Consider the following 16,554-nt stretch of genomic DNA (forward strand, 5'->3'; position numbering starts at 1 on the left):
TTTCGATCGCGATGGGTCTCGTCAAGCGCATCACCCGCTCGCGGGCGGTTCAGGAAACCATCGGTTTCCTCGTCGCGGGCTACCTCAAGTTCGTGCAGCGTACGAACCGGTTCGTCATGGAACCGGCGGATGCCTATGACCGGATCGACATGCCCGTGATCGCCGCCATGTGGCACGGGCAGCACTTCATGATCCACTTCGCCAAGAGGCCGCAGGACAGGGCGGCGAGCCTCGTTTCCCGCTCGGGCGACGGGGAGTTCAACGCCATCGCCCTGCGCCACCTGGGGGTTCGCGCCATCCGGGGTTCGGGCGCGCGCGGCCGCGACATCCGCAAGAAGGGCGGCGCCCAGGCCCTGCGGGCCATGCTGCGCGCCCTGGACGATGGCGAAATGGTGGTCATGACCGCCGACATCCCGAAGATCTCGCGGGTCTGCGGCCAGGGCATCGTCACCCTCGCCCAGCTCTCGGGCCGGCCGATCGTGCCGGTCGCGGTGGTCACGAGCCGCCGCCTCGATTTCAACAGCTGGGACAAGGCCAGCATCGGCCTTCCCTTCGGCCGGGGCGCCATGGTGCTCGGCGAGCCGATCCACGTGCCGCGGGATGCGGACGATGTGACGCTGGAATCCTTAAGAAAAACCGTCGAGCGGGAACTCGACCGCGTGCATGAGCGGGCTTACGGTCTCATCGGATCCCGGGATCCGGGCGCCAAGCCCCACACCATGCTCATGGGAGGCTCCCGCGCATGAGCTTCCCCGTCGTCTTCAAGGTCTACCGCACGGTCGTCTCGGCGCTGGAGCCCGCCGTGCTCGGCCTGCTCTACTGGCGCCAGCGCAAGGGCCGCGAGGACCGCACCCGGCTCGGCGAACGGCAGGGCTACCCCAGCCGGCAACGGCCCAAGGGCCACCTGATCTGGGTCCACGGGGCCAGCATCGGCGAGACCCTGTCCCTCCTGCCCATCGTGGAGCGCATGACCCAGCGCGGCCTTGCGGTGCTGGTGACCTCGGGCACGCGCACCTCGGCGGCGCTGATCGCCCGCCGGCTTCCTCCCGGCGCCGTGCACCAGTTTGTGCCGCTCGACGTGCCACGTTATATTAAACGCTTCCTGGATCACTGGCAGCCGGACTTGGCCCTTATCGCTGAATCGGAAATCTGGCCCAACACGATCATGGCGCTCGCCGATCGGGACATCCCGCTCGTCATGGTCAACGGCCGCATGTCCGCCCGTTCGTTCCAGCGCTGGCAGAAGATGCCCGGCATCATCAGGGGATTGCTCGAACGCTTCGCCCTGTGCCTGGCCCAGACGTCGCAGGACGCGGAACGGCTGGCGCGGCTCGGCGCGCCCCGCGTGATCGTGACCGGCAACCTCAAGTTCGACGCAGCACCCCCGCCGGCCGACCCGCGGGTGGTGGCGCATCTGTCGGGCCTCATCGCCGGACGCCCGGTCTGGCTCGCCGCGAGCACGCATCCCGGCGAGGAAAGCGCCATCATCGCCGTGCACCGCGCCCTGGCGAAGCGCCATCCTCACCTGCTTACCATCATCGCGCCGCGCCATCCCCATCGGGGGCCCGAGGTCGCCGCGCTCGCCGGCCAGGTGGGCCTGCGCGCGGCCCAGCGCTCGAAGGGCATCCATCCCGACCGGGCCGCCGACATCTACGTGGTCGACACGGTCGGCGAGATGGGCCTGTTCTACCGGCTCTCCCCCATCGTTCTCATGGGCGGCACCCTGGTTCCCATCGGCGGCCACAACCCCATCGAGCCCGCCAAGCTGGGGGCTGCGATCCTGCACGGCCCCCATGTCCACACGGCTGCCGAGATCTACGAGGCTCTCGACCGCTCGCGCGGCGCCTTGATGGTCAAGGACAGCGCCACCCTCGCCCGGGCAGTCAACGAGCTGCTCGGCAACGCGGCCCTGACCCGCGACATGGCCCGCGCGGCCGGAGAGGCGGTGCAGGCCCTCGGCGGGGCCGTGGACCGCACCATGCAATCGGTCGAGCCCTTCATCGTCCAGGCCAAACTGGGGGCGCGCCGCTGATGCGCGCCCCGCGCTTCTGGTGGCACCCCTCCCCCTCGCTGCCTGCGAGCCTGCTCCGGCCGGCCGGAGCGATCTATACCTCCATCGCCGCGCAGCGGATGCGGCGGCTCGGGGAGAAGGCGGACCTTCCGGTCATCTGCATCGGCAACTTCACCGTCGGCGGCGCGGGCAAGACGCCGACCGCCCTGGCCGTAGCGAAGATCCTCGATGCAGCGGGCGAGAGCCCGGCCTTCCTGTCGCGCGGGTATGGGGGGCGCCTGCGCGGCCCGGTGCAGGTGCGGGTGAAGCATACGGCCACGGATGTGGGCGACGAGCCGATCCTTCTCTCGAAGTCGGCCCGCACCATCATCTCCCGCGACAGGCCCGCCGGGGCGCGCCTGTCCTATGAGATGGGCTCGACCGTCATCATCATGGACGACGGCCTCCAGAACCCCTCGCTGCTCAAGGACTGCGCCATCGCGGTCGTCGACGGGGCCACCGGCATCGGCAACGGCCTCACCCTTCCCGCCGGGCCCCTGCGCGCGCCCATGGAGACGCAATGGCCCGCCGTCGACGCCGTGATCGTGATCGGCGACGGCGAGCCGGGACTGCAACTGGCTGAGGAAGCGGCCGCCCGCGGCAAGCGCGTGTTCAACGCACGCCTCGCGCCTGAACCCGAGGCCGCCAAGGCCCTGAAAGGCAAGAAAGTGCTGGCCTTCGCAGGGATCGGGCGGCCCGAGAAGGTCTTCGAGACCTTGCGGGCCTGCGGCGCCGTCGTGGACGTGGCGCATGCCTTTCCGGACCACTACCGCTACAAGGCTTCGGATCTCGCGGCCATACGCCAGGAAGCCGAAGGGCTGGGCCTTCTGCCCGTGACGACGGAAAAGGACCTTGCGCGGGTCGCGGCCGTGAAGGACGCGGAGCCCTGGCCGGATCTGACGGTGCTTCCGGTCAGGCTTCGGATCGACAACGAGGCAGGTCTTCGCAACCTGGTTCTGCGCCGCATCAACGAGCGGCGTCTGCGCGTCGCCTGACGGGACGCTTTACTTCGCGGGAGCGGCTTCGCCGATGCGCATCATCACCGCTTCGGGAGAGGCATAGGCCTCCTGGCGCTCGACGCTCCAGTACTTGAGTTCGTCGAGCGGGATCTCGGCGCCCGTCACGGCGCAGCGCACGAAAGCGCCGGGCTTGAGCACCCGAAGATTGCCGTCGAGATATTGCACGACAGCCTCGCCGCCGCTGCGCTGGAATTTGTTCAACATGGAAGACATCGGAGGAATGCGTTGCGTCCTCCTTCACATAAGGACAACTCGCGCGGATTGCCAACCTTTCGTCAGAAGAGCGCGCCCTGTTCCTCCGGCGCAACAGCCTTGGGCTTGACGACCCGCGGCCTGGAACCGATGCGCCCTCCGGTGGCGTCGGCCTTGCCGTCGGCGAATTCGAGCACGAGCGCCTGACCGTCGAGCACGGCTTCGGAGGAATTGAGCGGATGCCCCTCCACGTCACGGACGAGGGCGAAGCCGCGCTTGAGCACGGACTTGTAGTTCAGGCTGTCGAAAAGCTGGGACACCGAATGGAGCCGGTCGGTCTTGCGGGCGATCTGCCCCTGCAGAGCCGGCACGAGGCGCTCGGCCACTCGCTGGGTGAGTTCCTGCGCCTGGGACAGGCGCGTCCGCTCGGCGCGCAGCAGCGTCTCACGGGAGACCTTGAGCCTTTCGCCGATCTGCTTGAGGGTTTCGCCCTTCAGGACGACGGAGCGGCACACCGCATGATGGGGCCGCAGCCCCACCGCATCGAGCCTGGCGCGCATGCGGGCCACGTTCGCGACGGGAGACACGTGGCTCAGCTGGCGCGCCACCTTGAGAAGCCGCTCCTCATGGCCGCGGGCGTTGCGGGCCAGCGCCGGATAGAGCTTGGCGGTCGCCAGATCGAGCCGCTGCCGCTTGGGCGAGAACAGGGCCTCCGGGCTCGGCAGGGCGCGGGCCGTGGCGCGCAGGTCAGCCCGGCGCCGCTCCACGAGGCGCAGGGCCGCCTCCATATGGCGGCGGGAGAGATCGTTGACCGCCGCCATGAGCTCGACGCGCACCGGCACGACCATTTCCGCTGCGCCCGTGGGCGTCGGCGCGCGCCGGTCGGCGGCGTGGTCGATGAGCGTGGTGTCGGTTTCGTGGCCCACCGCCGAGACGAGCGGGATGCCGCTCTCGGCGGCGGCGCGCACCACGATCTCCTCGTTGAAGCCCCACAAATCTTCGATGGACCCGCCGCCGCGGGCGACGATGAGCACGTCGGGACGCGGAACCGGGCCGCCGGGCGCGAGGGCGTTGAAGCCCCGGATGGCGGCGGCGACCTCAGCCGCGCAGGTGTCGCCCTGCACGCGCACCGGCCACACGAGCACCCGGCGCGGGAAGCGGTCCTCCAGCCGGTGAAGGATGTCGCGGATCACCGCGCCCGTCGGCGAGGTCACGACGCCGATGACCTGCGGCAGAAACGGCAGGGGCCGCTTCCGCTCGGCGGCGAAGAGCCCTTCCGCCTGGAGCTTGCGGCGGCGTTCCTCAAGGAGGGCCATGAGCGCGCCGATGCCCGCGGGCTCCAGCATCTCGATGACGATCTGATACTTGGACGAGCCCGGGAAGGTGGTGATGCGCCCAGTGGCGATGACCTCCATCCCCTCCTCGGGCCGGAATTTCAGCTTGGCGAAGGAGCCCTTCCAGATCACCGCGTCGATGCGGGCGTTCTGGTCCTTCAGGGAGAAATAGGCATGCCCCGAGGAATGAGGCCCGCGATAGCCCGACACCTCGCCCCGCAGTCGCACATGGCCGAACGCATCCTCCAGGGTGCGCTTGAGGGCGCCCGCAAGATCGGAGACCGACCATTCGTGGGCATTCGAGGGGGCTTTCTCTGCGAACATGAGGCGAACCTAATCCGCCCGGCCACCCTCTGCCAAGGGCGCGGGGACAACTGCCCTTCACAATGACAAGCTATCCCCTGTGCATTTCGCCGCGCCCTCCGGACAAGCCTTTGCCGTGCACTTTCCGGGTAGGCGAGTCTGTCCCGAACCGCTAAAGCATCGGACCCAAAAGTGGATTTGCACTTTTGGGAGCGATCCGATGCTTCTTTCTTGGAGGAGCGCGTCGTTTGGGCGCAAAACCGGGTCCACTTTTGCGCACGATGCGCTAAGAGCCAAGCGTCATCAGGAGGCAGCCCATGAACATTCTTCTCATCGGTTCCGGCGGACGGGAACATGCCCTGGCCCGCAGCCTCTCGGCGAGCGCCCTCTGCGACAGGCTCCTCATCGCCCCCGGCAATCCCGGCACGGCGCAGCATGGCACCAACGTGGCGCTGGACGTGGCGGATCACCGGGCGGTGATCGATTTCTGCCGGACGATGGGCGTCGATTTCGTGGTGGTGGGGCCCGAGGCTCCGCTCGTGGCGGGCCTCGTGGACGATCTGCAGGCTGCCGGCATCAAGGCCTTCGGGCCGAGCAAGGCCGCCGCCCAGCTCGAAGGCTCGAAGGCCTTCACCAAGGATTTCTGCGCCGAGTTCGACATTCCCACCGCCGCCTACCGGCGCTTCACCGATGCGCAGGCCGCGAAAGCCTATGTGCGCAGCTACGGCGTGCCGATCGTCGTGAAGGCGGACGGGCTGGCCGCCGGCAAGGGGGTCGTGGTCGCCATGTCCTTCGAGGAGGCGGAAGCCGCCATCGACATGATGATCGGCGGCGGCCTCGGCGCGGCCGGGGCCGAAGTGGTGATCGAGGCCTATCTCGAAGGCGAGGAGGCGAGCTTCTTCGCGCTGTGCGACGGCACGCATGCGATCCCCTTCGGCACCGCGCAGGACCACAAGCGCGTCTTCGACGGGGACAAGGGCCCCAATACCGGCGGCATGGGCGCCTACTCCCCCGCCGCCGTGCTGACGCCGGAGCTGCAGGCCCGCGTGATGGCCGAGATCATCGCGCCGACGCTCGCCGGCATGAAGGCACGCGGCGCGCCCTATACGGGCATTCTCTATGCGGGACTGATGCTCACCGCCGACGGCCCGAAGCTCATCGAATACAATGCGCGCCTCGGCGATCCGGAAACCCAGGTGCTGCTGCCGCGCCTCAAATCCGACCTCGTCACCGCGCTGGTCGCCGCCTGCGACGGGGTGCTGAACAGCATCTCCCTGCAATGGTCGGACGAAGCGGCGCTCACCGTCGTCATGGCGGCCAAAGGCTATCCGGGAGCGGTCGAGAAGGGCTCGCAGATCAAGGGGATCGACAGGGCCGAGGCGTCGGCCGACGTGATCGTCTTCCATGCGGGCACGAAACAGGACGGCGACAGGATCCTCGCCAATGGCGGGCGCGTCCTCAATGTGACGGCTCTCGGCAAGACCATCTCCGAGGCGCAGGCCAGGGCCTACGAGGCCGTCGACAGGATCGACTGGCCGGAGGGCTTCTGCCGCCGGGATATCGGCTGGCGCGCCATCGAGCGGGAAAAGGCGTGAGGCGCCTTCGCCCGTCGGTTGTCGCCGCAGGAGGATGTTTTTCCCGTCCGGGTTGCGCCTCATTTTTCTTTGAGGGCGCAATTCCTTTTGAGCAGAAATGATCTAGCTTCTCAAAAGCCCCCATTGCAACCGGTGAGCGAACTTCCATGAGCGACGATCTCTTCCCCGATTTCGAGAGCCACTGGATCGATACGGAGGCCGGGCGCATCTTCGCCCGGACGAAGGGAACCGGAGAGCCGCTCGTTCTGCTGCATGGCTTTCCCCAGACCCATGCCATGTGGCACCATCTCGCGCCCGCGCTCGCCGAGACGCACAGGGTCGTCTGCATGGACCTGCGCGGCTATGGCTGGTCCACGGCGCCCAAGAGCGATGCGAAGCACGAGACCTATTCCAAGCGCGCCATGGGCCGGGACGTGATCGAGGTCATGGAGGCCCTGGGCCACGTGCACTTCACGGTCATCGGGCACGACCGCGGGGCGCGGGTCGCCTACCGGCTCGCCCTCGACCATCCGGGCCGCGTGGATCGCCTTGCGCTCCTCGACATCCTGCCGACCTACCATGTGTGGGAGCGGATGCGGGCCGGAGCGATTCCGGAAGCGCATTGGGGCTACCTGTCCCAACCCTACCCGACGCCGGAAGAGGAGATCGGCCGCGACCCCATCCCCTATTTCGAAGGGCTGATGCGGTCCTGGTCGGCCGCCGGCGACCTGAGCGCCTTCGACCGGCGGGCGCTCGAATCCTACAGGCGGAGCTGCAACGAACCCACCCGCATCCACGCCTTCTGCGAGGACTACCGGGCCGGCGCCACCCGCGACATCGAGGCCGACGAGGCGGACCTTGCCGCAGGCCGGACGATCCAGTGCCCGACCTGCGTGATCTGGAGCGATTACTATCTCGTCAGCGGCTCGGTCGGCCATGAGCAGAAGCCCCTCGACATCTGGCGCCGCAGCTTCGCGCCCAAGGCGGGGGGCGTCGGCGTGACGTCAGGGCATTTCGTGGCCGAGGAGAACCCGGGCGCGACCCTGGAGGCTCTGCAGGCCTTCCTCGGGAGCGAAGCCTGAGAAGCGCGGCGCCCTCTCAGCGCCGCTCCTCGAAGAAGCCCTTGAGCAACGCCGCAGCCTCGCTCTCGCGGATGCCGCCATAGACCTCCGGGGCGTGGTGGCAGGTGGGCTGGCCGAAGAAGCGCACGCCGTTGTCCACCGCCCCGCCCTTCGGGTCGTAGGCCGCGTAATAGACCCGACGGATGCGGGCGAAGGAGATCGCCGCCGCGCACATGGTGCAGGGCTCGAGCGTCACATAGAGGTCGCAGCCAAAGAGCCGCTCGTCGCCCAGCGCCTCGCAGGCGCGGCGGATGGCGAGCATTTCCGCATGGGCCGAGGGATCCTTGAGCTCCCGCGGGCGGTTGCCCGCCGAAGCGACGACGCGCCCGTCCCTGACGATGGCGGCCCCGACCGGCACCTCGCCCCGCGCGGCGGCGGCGCGGGCCTCGTCGAAGGCCACGCTCATGGGATCGCGGCCGGGGTCGCCTCTGCCGGGATCAAGCGGTTTGTGCTCGGCGTTGTCCATCGCTCTCGCTTCTCGTGTTCTCCTCTGCTATCAGGCTCTCATGACCGACAGCAACGACGATAATCGTAGGGGCCGTTCCTCGGGACGCTCCGACCGCGGCCGCACTTCCGGTGACAGGCCCTTCCGCAAATCCCGCGAAGGCGGCGAACGTCCGTTCCGCGCCCGGGGCGACGACGAGCGCCCGCGCAAGCCTCGCGCGGCAGGAGACAAGCCTTTCCGCAGCCGCGACAATGACGAGCGCCCGCGCCGTCCGCGGCCCGAGGGCGACAAGCCGTTCCGCGCCCGCCGCGAGGATGGGGACCGTCCTTTCCGGAGCCGTTCCGAGGGCGGCGACAAGCCGTTCCGCAGCCGGGGTGGCGATGACCGCCCGCGCCGCTTCGACCGTTCCGCCGAGGATCGTCCTCGCCGTCCGCGTGAGGAGCGTCCTGCAATCCAGGCCGAGCCCCAGGAGCCGGTGGAGGACCGCATCGCCAAGGTCATCGCCCGCGCCGGCGTCGCCTCCCGTCGCGATGCGGAGGCGATGATCGCGGAAGGCCGCGTGACCCTCAACGGCAAGGTGCTCGAAAGCCCGGCCATCAACGTGACCGCCGCCGACACGATCACCGTGGACGGCGAGCCCCTGCCCGCCAAGGAGCGCACCCGCCTGTGGCTCTACCACAAGCCGCGCGGCCTCGTGACCACGGCCCGCGACCCGGAGGGCCGCCCCACCGTGTTCGAGAACCTGCCCGAGGACCTGCCCCGCGTGGTGGCCGTGGGCCGGCTCGACATCAACACCGAAGGGCTTCTGCTTCTCACCAATGACGGCGGCCTCGCCCGCGTGATCGCCCATCCGGATACCGGCTGGCTGCGCCGCTACAAGGTGCGCGCCCATGGGGACATCACCCAGGCCGATCTCGACGGCCTGCGCGACGGCATCTCTATCGACGGCATCGATTATGGCCCGGTCGAGGCGCGCCTCGACCGCGTGCAGGGCGACAACGTGTGGATCACGATGGGCCTGCGCGAGGGCAAGAACCGCGAGATCAAGCGCATCCTCGAACATCTCGGCATGCAGGTGAACCGCCTGATCCGCATGTCCTTCGGCCCGTTCCAGCTCGGCGATCTCGAGCAGGGCATGGTCGAGGAGGTGCGCACCAAGGTGCTGAAGGACCAGCTCGGAGAAGCGCTGGCTGCCGAGGCGGAGGTGGATTTCGAGAGCCCCGTGCGCGAACCCGTCGCGCCCTTCGGCTCGTCGAAGAAGGAATACAGGGGCCGCGAAGAACGCGAGGAGCGCCCGGCCCGCTTCAAGCGCGACGAGGATCGCCCACGGCGCCGCCGCGACGAGGACGAGAGAACCTTCGGCTCCCGCGATGACCGTCGTGGACGCGACGAGGAAGAGCGGCGTCCGTCGCGCCTCGACGTGAAGCGGAGCGTGTGGCGGGCCGGCGAGACCGACGAGGACGCCCCGCGCAAGCGGGCGCCCCGCCGCCTCGACCCGAAGGAGGCCCGCGCGGCCAGCGCCGAGCGTCCGCGCGAGCGCGTCGGCGCCATTTCTTCGAAGGAAGGCCGCAAGGTGGTCGTGGAGCGCCTCGTGCGCCAGCCCCAGGAAGAGGAAGCTCCCGCTCCCCGCCGGGGACGCGGTGGACCGGGGGGCGAGGATCGTCCGCGCCGCCGCGCGATGGATCGCGATGCGGCTCCCGCCCGTCGTGAGCGTGAAGGCGGCGCGCGCCCGCGCCGCGATGACGACCGCCCGCGCAAACCCCGCGACGGCGACAAGCCCTTCCGTGCGCGGAGCGAAGGCGACCGGCCTTTCCGCAGCCGCGACAATGAGGAGCGTCCCCGCCGACCGCGGCCTGAGAGTGGCGACAAGCCCTTCCGCGCCCGCCGCGATGAGGGCGACCGCCCCTTCCGCAGCCGTGGCGAGGATGAGCGTCCGCGCCGCGGACCACCGAAAGGCGGCGCACCCTCCCGGGGAGGTCCGCGCGGCGGAGGCTTCAAAGGCGGCCCCTCGAAGGGCGGTTTCAAGGGCGGCTCGAAAGGCGGGCCGCGCGGTCGCCGCTGATGGGGGCTGAACCATGAGAATCGTGGGCGGACGCTGGCGCGGCCGCTCGCTCAAGGGGCCGAGCTCGGACGCCATCCGCCCGACCTCGGACCGCCTGCGCGAGACGATCTTCAACATTCTCCAGCACGGCTACGACGATCCCATCGAGGGCGCACGCGTCCTCGACCTGTTTGCCGGCACCGGTGCGCTGGGCCTCGAAGCGCTGTCCCGAGGTGCGGCCTTCGCGCTTTTCGTCGACGACGGCGCGCAGTCCCGCGGCATCATCCGCGAGAACGTGGAAGCCTTGGGCGCGGGCGGCTCCACCCGCCTCTTTCGCCGCGACGCCACGCGCATGGGAGACGCCGCGCCAAATGCGCCTTTCTCCGTGGTGTTCTGCGACCCGCCCTACGGCAAGGACCTCGCCCCGAAGGCCCTGCGCTCCTGCGCCGAGGGCGGCTGGCTCGCGCCCGACGCCCTCGTGATCGTGGAAGAAGCGCAAGGCGCCGAGGTCACGCTGCCGGAGCGATTCGAGGAAATCGAGCGGCGCGACTACGGCGAGACGAAGGTGGTGTTCGGGCGCTACCGGGCCTGACTACCTTCAAGGCTTTGATAGATGATCCTGAGCATCATTGGCGTGCTTTCAACGCTTGCCCAAGCCTAACGACCGCAGCAACTAGAACTGCAACCACAAGCCATATCCTCAGCATAAACTCGTATACATCTGCGTCGTAGGCAGCTTCACCATCAAGTGCGAATAACAACTTCCACACATATCGTGAGGGCATTGGCACCTCGAGTTGGTTCAGCACTCTCATAGTAAAGACTGTGACAATGGAGATCAGTAAAATTATGAAACTAAGCGTAAGTACTGCCCTACGCTTCTGCAGCGGTCGAAAGTAGGCTGAAATCGCAGACAGCACCGACAATCCAACCCAAAGTACAAGCGTTACAATATCTGAAGTTTCGTTTGAGGGAGTCGGCGGGGTTGGGAAGAAGATAATAAGTGGCCCAATTCCAACAACCAAAACAGCTGTCAGTACGATCCCGTACCAGAAACTGGCGAAGAACCCGCCTTCAGAAACTCTCATGAAACGCCTTGATAGCCACTAGACGACTGCTACAATGTTACTTAATATCAGCTCGGTCATCTCCTGGCCAGATATAAGGCTCTGCTTCAGCAGAGCATGAGCGATGACGCTCACCATCTGGTATGGTTTAACCGCAAGGACCGCCTCAGGCTGAAGCCAGAACGTTTGCTCGCTCTAAGCAATCAAGACGGTTGTCCTAACGACAATTCTGAATAACATTGCGACCTCACATCGCGCGCTGTCGTTGCGATTTGCGAGGGAAGAACCGTCATGGCCGAACCGTTTCTCTGGGGATCCCGAATCGCACTCCCAACGGGGCTCGTTCCACATGATGTCCCCCATGTGACGGCGCTGGCCAACGGCACCTTCCTGGTGCTCGGGAAGGTAGGAACACACCCGTCCATCAAGATGAAGGCCTGGATCTACAATGCCGATGGATCCATCAAGGAAGAAAGGGATCTCGACGTTCCCGCCTACGGCAGGTGGAGTCAGCCAGACTTCATGGAAAGTGTCCTGACCCGACTAGTCGCGGTTGAACTCCCGGATGGCCGCATCGGCATTATGGCGACCGCAGATGAGCGGGGCAGCGGCTTCTATGTTGCCTTCGCGGCGCTCTTTAGCGCCGATCTGACCCCGCTCGGTCCACCCAAGCCCCTTGCTGGTCTCAATCCCGACGGAACCCAGTCGACCGGGTGGTACAGATCCGATGCGATCGTGAGTCTTGGGAACGGTGACGTCGCCATTACCTACTACAGGGTCCCCATAGATGGCACATCCTCGGAGGATGTCTTCATCCGCATTCTGAAGGCTGATGGAACCCTTTCCGATCCCACGAGGCTCGGTTCCGCAGAGACGCAAATTGCGGGAGACAGCATCACCGACATGACGGCTCTGCCCAGCGGCGACATCGTCATCGTGACGCGAGAGAACGCATCGACTCTCAAGGGCTATGTGCTCACGCCATCCGGTGCCGGTGGGCCGTCTGCATCGACATCTTTTGAGATCTCAACAAGCACATCGCCCCAAAAAGCTGCAGTCAAGGTCACCGTTCTCAATGACGGCGGCTTCGTTGTGACATGGATGGAGCAAGGCTCGGCAGGAACCCCGGACTACAATGCCTTCTTCAGAATCTACAAGCCTGACGGCACACCTCTATCCGACGTGAAGGCCATTCCCAGTATCACTCTCCCAGAGCTCCTACTGGCTGGCAACTCGGACGTTCTCGCCTTGCCGAACGGCGGATTTGCTGTGGCCTATGAGAAGGCGACGCAACTCAGCGGTGGCGCACCGGTATTGGAAGTCCACATCGCCCTTTTCGACAAGAATGGAACACGCGTGACCGAGGACCTCCGTGTCAGTGGCGCTGCGACGACTTCCTCCATCTATCTTGAGGAGCTTCACCTCATGGCCGATGGACGGATTCTCGTTCGCCACTCGCAAGGCATCCAGATCGTCGACCCGCGCGATGAGGCGGTGTCGCTGACCGGCACCATTCGGGACGACCAGTATATCGGCACCGCGTTCAAGGACACGATGGAGGGAGGCGGCGGGCGCGATTCCCTCGTCGGCGCGGGCGGCAACGATCGGCTCACGGGCGGCGACGGCGACGACAGGCTGTTCGGCGATGCGGGAGCGGACACGCTGCAAGGCGGAAGCGGCACCGACTTCGTTTCATTCGCGAATGCGCAATCGGGCGTGACGGCGAGCCTTGCGGGCGGCACCCGGGGCGATGCGGCGGGCGACGTCTACAGCGGCATCGAGGGATTGATCGGCTCTTCGTCCGGCGATGTCTTCACCGGCAACGGATCGGCCATCCTCATGGGAGGACGCGGCAACGACGTGTATTATGCCAGGAGCAAGGACAGCGTGCGCGAAACCGCCGGCGAAGGCCGCGACACGGTCATCGCCCGCAGCAGCTTCGCGCTGCGCCCGGATGCGGAAGTCGAGGCGCTCAAACTCTCCGGCGTGTCGTCCAGAACGGCGGCCAATCTGACCGGCTCGAACACCGACAATGCGATCACCGGCCACGCGGGCGTCAACACGCTCAAGGGCCAGGGCGGCAACGACGTGCTCAAGGCGTCCTCCGGCAACGACAGGCTCTATGGCGGCACCGGCAACGACACGCTCCACGGCGGCTCGGGCAACGACAGCTTGAAGGGCGAAAGCGGACGCGACGTCTTCGTGTTCGACACCAAGCCGAGCAAGAGCAGCAATGTCGACCGGGTCTACGACTTCAACCCGAAATACGACTCGTTCTGGCTCGAGAACAAATACTTCACCAAGCTGGGCAAGGGCTCCCTCTCCAAGCCGGTGAAGTTCACCTCGGACATGTTCGTGAAGGGTGCGCAGGCGAAGGACCGGGAGGACCGCATCATCTACGACAAGGACACCGGCGCGCTCTATTACGATGCCGACGGCACGGGCGCGAAGGCGCAGGTGAAGATCGCGACCTTAGGCAAAAACCTCAAGCTCACCTATCACGATTTCTTCGTGATCTGAGCGGGATCGGAGACGGCGTAGCTCAACCTGTCTGCGCTTCTCATTGCTCTCCCTTCATGCCATGGCTATACCCACCTCTTCGTTCTTCGGCTGAGGAAAGGCTCGTCATGAAGGCAGTTCTCTTCGAACAGTTCGGTCAGCCGCCGCGCGTGCAGAGCGTCCCCGATCCGTCGCCGTCGCCGGACGGCGTCGTGATCAAGGTGGAGGCGACGGGCCTTTGCCGGAGCGACTGGCATGGCTGGATGGGCCACGATCCGGATGTCGTTCTGCCGCATGTGCCGGGGCATGAACTGGCGGGCACCGTGCTCGCGACAGGCAAGCAGGTGACACGCTGGAAAAAGGGCGATCGCGTCACGGTGCCGTTCGTGGGTGGATGCGGGCATTGCCATGAATGTCATTCCGGCAATCATCAGGTCTGCGAGCAGCAGTTCCAGCCGGGCTTCACCGCCTGGGGTTCGTTTGCGGAATATGTGGCCGTGGATTACGCGGACACGAACCTCGTCGCCTTGCCCGAGGAACTCGACTTCGTCACCGCCGCGAGCCTCGGCTGCCGCTTTGTCACGTCGTTCCGCGCCGTCGTCGACCAGGGCCGCGTGAAGCCCGGCGAATGGGTGGCCGTGCACGGCTGCGGCGGCGTCGGCCTGTCGGCGATCATGATCGCAACCGCCATGGGCGCGAATGTGATCGCCGTCGATCTGACGGAGGAGAAGCTCGCCTTCGCCCGCACCATGGGTGCGGTCGCGACCGTCAATGCGCGCGACAAGGCCGACGTGGTCGGCGCGGTGAAGGAGATCACCAGGGGCGGCGCGCATGTCTCCATCGACGCGCTGGGAAGTCCCGCCACCTGCTTCAACTCGATCGCGAACTTACGCCGCCGCGGACGTCATGTGCAGGTCGGCCTCATGGTCGGCGACCATGCCCGCGCGCAGGTGCCGATGGCGCAGATCATCGCGCATGAGCTTGAAGTCTACGGCAGCCACGGCATGCAGGCCTTCCGCTACCAGGACATGCTGGCGATGATCCGCACGGGCAAGCTCGCGCCCCAGAAGCTCGTCGGCAAGCATATCGGCCTCGACGAGGCCCCTGCCGCCCTCATGGCCATGGACAGGTTCGAGGGCCTGGGCATCAGCGTCATCACGCGCTTCTGAAGGCCCTGGCCTTTCCCGCTCCCTTCGACGAGGCCGGCATTGTTGAACGGGCGCGCGGCGCGCTATGTAACATCCCGACGCGATTGTCTTTCTGGAGAGTGCGATGGCCTACCTGCCCGCCGGGAACCGTTACGATGACATGATCTACAACCGCTGCGGCCGCAGCGGGTTGAAGCTCCCTGCCATCTCCCTCGGCCTCTGGCACAATTTCGGCGAGGACAAGTCGACTGCTACGGCGCGTGAGATCTGCCGCACCGCCTTCGATTGCGGCATCACCCATTTCGACCTCGCCAACAATTACGGCCCTCCTCCGGGCTCGGCGGAAGCGCTGTTCGGCGAGATCCTGCGCAAGGACTTCCACGCCCTGCGTGACGAACTCGTGATCTCCACCAAGGCGGGCTATCGCATGTGGCCCGGCCCCTATGGCGAATGGGGCAGCCGCAAGTACCTGCTCTCCAGCCTCGACCAGAGCCTCAGGCGCATGGGGCTCGACTATGTCGATATCTTCTATTCCCATCGCTTCGACCCGGACACGCCGCTGGAGGAAACCATGCTGGCGCTCGACTCGGCGGTGCGGCAGGGCAAGGCGCTCTATGTCGGCCTCTCCTCCTACAACAGCCAGCGCACCTGCGAGGCGCTTGCCATTCTGCGCGAGCTGAAGACACCCTGCATCATCCACCAGCCGAGCTATTCCATGCTCAACCGCTGGATCGAGGAGGACGGGCTGCTCGACACCCTCGACGCGTTCGGCATGGGCTCCATCGTTTTCTCGCCGCTGGCGCAGGGCATGCTGACGGGGAAATATCTGGCCGGCATTCCGGAGGAGAGCCGCGCGGCGCAGGGAAAGTCCTTGCGCACGACATTCCTCAACGAGGAGAACCTCTCGCGCATCCGCAACCTCAACGCCATCGCCGAGCGGCGCGGGCAAAGCCTCGCGCAGATGGCACTCGCCTGGGTGCTGCGCGGCGGGCGCGTCACCTCCGCCCTCATCGGCGCCAGCCGCCCCGAGCAGGTGAAAGATTGCGTCGGCGCGCTCAAGAATCTGTCCTTCACGGTCGAGGAGCTGGCCGAGATCGACCTTTACGCCACCGAGGGCAACCTGAACATCTGGGCGGCCTCGGCGGAACGGCAGGGACCCTCACGCTGAAGCATTCTTCGGCGACATGGAGTCTGTTCGCCGTCAAAGAATGCGGCCTGTTTCTGGAGACGAGGACGCCTCATACCTTAGGCTAATAATCCTTTAGAGGTAATTGAGAAGACGGTTAACAAATGGTTAATGCCGAGCCTCATTGGCCATTTGACCCGGGCTTCCTTCATGGCTTCCAGCACGTTCGCCTTCGACAACCGCCGGCAATCCAGGCGCTTCGGCACGCACCATCCGGCGAAGATCGTGCTGGGTCCCGATGCGATGATCTCCTGCATGGTCAAGGACATCTCGACCGGCGGCGCCAGGCTCGCGGTGAACCCGCAGATGGACCTGCCCGAAAGCTTCGCGCTGTTCATCGCGGCCCATGACCTTCAGGTGCGCCAGGCGCGGATCTGCTGGCGCAACGGCGGGTTCGCAGGCGTCGCTTTCAGCGATGCCGAAGCCCCGCCTTCCGTGCACGCGCCCCAACCGTCATCGTTCGAGGAATTCCTGGACCAGGCCGTCCTGCCGGCCCACCTCGCCGCTCCGGCGCGTAAGGATCTCAAGCTCTACAGCAAAGCCGCCTGAAGGCTGAATTGTTTCACCGGAAGCGC

At 66.5% G+C, this 16,554-nt stretch carries 15 protein-coding genes; 11 read left to right on the forward strand and 4 right to left on the reverse strand.

The genetic code is table 11. The features are described from left to right. Positions 1–11 precede the first annotated feature (11 nt). The 3 genes from L879_RS20655 to lpxK are packed head-to-tail and all read left to right on the forward strand — an operon-like array spanning position 12 to position 3,045. Complete coding sequence (locus tag L879_RS20655) at positions 12–746, forward strand: lysophospholipid acyltransferase family protein (protein ID WP_035458802.1); 735 nt, start codon at positions 12–14, stop codon at positions 744–746. Then, on the forward strand, positions 743–2,032 hold the full coding sequence (locus L879_RS0106030; RefSeq protein ID WP_027315314.1) for a 3-deoxy-D-manno-octulosonic acid transferase: 1,290 nt from the start codon (positions 743–745) through the stop codon (positions 2,030–2,032). Before L879_RS20655 ends, L879_RS0106030 begins: the two co-directional genes overlap by 4 nt. Further along, positions 2,032–3,045, forward strand: a complete 1,014-nt coding sequence (lpxK, locus tag L879_RS0106035; RefSeq protein WP_027315315.1) for a tetraacyldisaccharide 4'-kinase — start codon at positions 2,032–2,034, stop codon at positions 3,043–3,045. The genes L879_RS0106030 and lpxK overlap by 1 nt, the downstream gene beginning before the upstream one ends. Before the next feature lie 9 nt (positions 3,046–3,054). On the opposite strand, the gene L879_RS0106040 is transcribed toward lpxK, so the two are convergent. Together L879_RS0106040 and xseA are read right to left on the reverse strand one after the other, a co-directional pair. Then, positions 3,055–3,273: a DUF2093 domain-containing protein gene (locus L879_RS0106040; protein WP_027315316.1), complete on the reverse strand. Its 219-nt coding sequence runs from the start codon at positions 3,271–3,273 to the stop codon at positions 3,055–3,057. Positions 3,274–3,344: 71 nt separating this feature from the next. Beyond that, complete coding sequence (gene xseA, locus L879_RS0106045; RefSeq protein WP_027315317.1) at positions 3,345–4,919, reverse strand: exodeoxyribonuclease VII large subunit; 1,575 nt, start codon at positions 4,917–4,919, stop codon at positions 3,345–3,347. A 296-nt stretch (positions 4,920–5,215) separates the two neighbouring features. Between xseA and purD the strand changes: the two genes are divergently transcribed. Both purD and L879_RS0106055 read left to right on the forward strand, forming a co-directional pair. Further along, positions 5,216–6,493, forward strand: coding sequence for a phosphoribosylamine--glycine ligase (purD, locus tag L879_RS0106050; protein WP_027315318.1), 1,278 nt, complete (start codon positions 5,216–5,218; stop codon positions 6,491–6,493). 146 nt (positions 6,494–6,639) lie between these two features. Beyond that, positions 6,640–7,554, forward strand: a complete 915-nt coding sequence (locus L879_RS0106055) for an alpha/beta fold hydrolase (protein ID WP_027315319.1) — start codon at positions 6,640–6,642, stop codon at positions 7,552–7,554. Positions 7,555–7,570: 16 nt separating this feature from the next. Here the strand turns inward: L879_RS0106055 and L879_RS0106060 are convergent, their stop codons facing one another. Then, positions 7,571–7,999: a nucleoside deaminase gene (locus L879_RS0106060; protein ID WP_027315320.1), complete on the reverse strand. Its 429-nt coding sequence runs from the start codon at positions 7,997–7,999 to the stop codon at positions 7,571–7,573. A 100-nt stretch (positions 8,000–8,099) separates the two neighbouring features. On the opposite strand from L879_RS0106060, the gene L879_RS20660 reads away from it, so the two are divergent. After that, a complete protein-coding gene (locus L879_RS20660) occupies positions 8,100–10,100 on the forward strand; it encodes a pseudouridine synthase (protein ID WP_051435098.1) in 2,001 nt (666 codons plus the stop codon). Between the two features lie 13 nt (positions 10,101–10,113). Beyond that, a complete protein-coding gene (gene rsmD, locus L879_RS0106070) occupies positions 10,114–10,671 on the forward strand; it encodes a 16S rRNA (guanine(966)-N(2))-methyltransferase RsmD (RefSeq protein WP_027315321.1) in 558 nt (185 codons plus the stop codon). Between the two features lie 34 nt (positions 10,672–10,705). Here rsmD and L879_RS20665 read toward each other — a convergent pair whose 3' ends face one another. Continuing rightward, entirely contained in the window at positions 10,706–11,167 is a 462-nt protein-coding gene (locus L879_RS20665) for a hypothetical protein (protein WP_035458804.1), read from the reverse strand. Positions 11,168–11,437: 270 nt separating this feature from the next. Between L879_RS20665 and L879_RS24470 the strand changes: the two genes are divergently transcribed. From L879_RS24470 to L879_RS22630, 4 genes are all read left to right on the forward strand, one after another. Beyond that, complete coding sequence (locus L879_RS24470; RefSeq protein WP_084020748.1) at positions 11,438–13,666, forward strand: calcium-binding protein; 2,229 nt, start codon at positions 11,438–11,440, stop codon at positions 13,664–13,666. A gap of 107 nt (positions 13,667–13,773) precedes the next feature. Then, complete coding sequence (locus tag L879_RS0106085; protein WP_027315323.1) at positions 13,774–14,814, forward strand: zinc-dependent alcohol dehydrogenase family protein; 1,041 nt, start codon at positions 13,774–13,776, stop codon at positions 14,812–14,814. Positions 14,815–14,917: 103 nt separating this feature from the next. Beyond that, a complete protein-coding gene (gene mgrA, locus L879_RS0106090) occupies positions 14,918–15,961 on the forward strand; it encodes an L-glyceraldehyde 3-phosphate reductase (protein WP_027315324.1) in 1,044 nt (347 codons plus the stop codon). Positions 15,962–16,129: 168 nt separating this feature from the next. Further along, positions 16,130–16,528 carry a PilZ domain-containing protein gene (locus tag L879_RS22630; protein ID WP_161634637.1) on the forward strand — a complete coding sequence of 133 codons (399 nt, stop codon included), beginning with the start codon at positions 16,130–16,132 and terminating at the stop codon, positions 16,526–16,528. The last annotated feature ends 26 nt before the right edge of the window (positions 16,529–16,554 follow it).

It is taken from the genome of Microvirga flocculans ATCC BAA-817, assembly GCF_000518665.1.
Classification (GTDB): Bacteria; Pseudomonadota; Alphaproteobacteria; order Rhizobiales; family Beijerinckiaceae; genus Microvirga; species Microvirga flocculans.

Excerpts from the sequence above, each read along its gene's own strand:
- L879_RS0106040 (WP_027315316.1), bottom strand. The coding sequence starts at position 3,273 with ATGTTGAACAAATTCCAGCGCAGCGGCGGCGAGGCTGTCGTGCAATAT.
- lpxK (WP_027315315.1), top strand. The coding sequence starts at position 2,032 with ATGCGCGCCCCGCGCTTCTGGTGGCACCCCTCCCCCTCGCTGCCTGCG.
- L879_RS20665 (WP_035458804.1), bottom strand. The coding sequence starts at position 11,167 with ATGAGAGTTTCTGAAGGCGGGTTCTTCGCCAGTTTCTGGTACGGGATC.
- L879_RS20660 (WP_051435098.1), top strand. The coding sequence starts at position 8,100 with ATGACCGACAGCAACGACGATAATCGTAGGGGCCGTTCCTCGGGACGC.
- L879_RS20655 (WP_035458802.1), top strand. The coding sequence starts at position 12 with ATGGGTCTCGTCAAGCGCATCACCCGCTCGCGGGCGGTTCAGGAAACC.
- mgrA (WP_027315324.1), top strand. The coding sequence starts at position 14,918 with ATGGCCTACCTGCCCGCCGGGAACCGTTACGATGACATGATCTACAAC.
- L879_RS0106055 (WP_027315319.1), top strand. The coding sequence starts at position 6,640 with ATGAGCGACGATCTCTTCCCCGATTTCGAGAGCCACTGGATCGATACG.
- L879_RS0106085 (WP_027315323.1), top strand. The coding sequence starts at position 13,774 with ATGAAGGCAGTTCTCTTCGAACAGTTCGGTCAGCCGCCGCGCGTGCAG.
- L879_RS22630 (WP_161634637.1), top strand. The coding sequence starts at position 16,130 with ATGGCTTCCAGCACGTTCGCCTTCGACAACCGCCGGCAATCCAGGCGC.
- L879_RS24470 (WP_084020748.1), top strand. The coding sequence starts at position 11,438 with ATGGCCGAACCGTTTCTCTGGGGATCCCGAATCGCACTCCCAACGGGG.
- L879_RS0106060 (WP_027315320.1), bottom strand. The coding sequence starts at position 7,999 with ATGAGCGTGGCCTTCGACGAGGCCCGCGCCGCCGCCGCGCGGGGCGAG.
- L879_RS0106030 (WP_027315314.1), top strand. The coding sequence starts at position 743 with ATGAGCTTCCCCGTCGTCTTCAAGGTCTACCGCACGGTCGTCTCGGCG.
- xseA (WP_027315317.1), bottom strand. The coding sequence starts at position 4,919 with ATGTTCGCAGAGAAAGCCCCCTCGAATGCCCACGAATGGTCGGTCTCC.
- purD (WP_027315318.1), top strand. The coding sequence starts at position 5,216 with ATGAACATTCTTCTCATCGGTTCCGGCGGACGGGAACATGCCCTGGCC.
- rsmD (WP_027315321.1), top strand. The coding sequence starts at position 10,114 with ATGAGAATCGTGGGCGGACGCTGGCGCGGCCGCTCGCTCAAGGGGCCG.